We start from the raw sequence: 775 nt of genomic DNA on the forward strand, positions 1-775 counted from the left end.
CTATCGACGAATGGGTCCACGCCTACAACACCTGCAGACCGCATCAGTCGCTGAACATGGCCACCCCTGCCAGCGTGTTCCGCAGTCGCAGCACCGATCCCGACACCATGCCCAGCAAGCCTGTTGGTGCCGAGATCCGACCGGAAGCCGAAGTCGTTCGGCCAGCTCCAACCGTGGCCGATCAGTCGAGTTCCGCCATTGAGTTCGACACTGTCGTGCCGCCGTCCGGTGTAGTGACTATTGCCGGTGTGCAACAGGTGTGGGTCGGAAAGAAACTATGCGCAGCGCAGTGTCGTGATGTGGGCTGACCTGTCGAGCGTGTACATCATCTGCGACGACATCGTGATCAAGACGGTCCGGTCGAAGCTGACCACCGCAGACCTGCAACGACTCCGCGCCCGCGGCACCCGCCCGGGCCGGCCCAGACCGGCGCAAGCCGCGTTCGACACCTCCACCGCCACCCATCGGCCGCGAGCTATCGAGATCGACCGGACCGCGAACCGCGACGGCATCGTCATTGTTCGTGGACATGAACTCGCCCTCGGCGTCGTGACGGCCGGCAGCCGGGTCACCCTGCGGATCGACGGCGAGTTGATCCACGCGACCAACGGCACCCACCTGATCAAGACGCTACCCAATCCTCTTGACCTAGAGAATATTCGCCGCTTGACCGGAGTTCGGGAAGCCAGCACCCCGCTGCCGCCTGCGCCACCGTCAGGGCCGCAGAGCGTGCAGCGCCGGGTTCCCAAGAGCGGTCAGATCATGGTGGCCGGCC

At 64.8% G+C, this 775-nt stretch carries 1 protein-coding gene and 1 pseudogene; both read left to right on the top strand.

Annotation, left to right across the window (positions count from 1 at the left end; translation table 11 throughout):
• Positions 1-308: integrase core domain-containing protein (locus NWF34_RS25305; RefSeq protein WP_006373225.1), on the top strand; the 308-nt coding region annotated here is incomplete at its 5' end.
• Positions 298-775, top strand: a pseudogene (locus tag NWF34_RS25310) (IS481 family transposase); the annotation flags it as partial. The gene NWF34_RS25305 and the pseudogene NWF34_RS25310, both read left to right, overlap by 11 nt.

This window comes from Gordonia sp. GONU (assembly GCF_024733855.1).
GTDB lineage: Bacteria > Actinomycetota > Actinomycetes > Mycobacteriales > Mycobacteriaceae > Gordonia > Gordonia amicalis.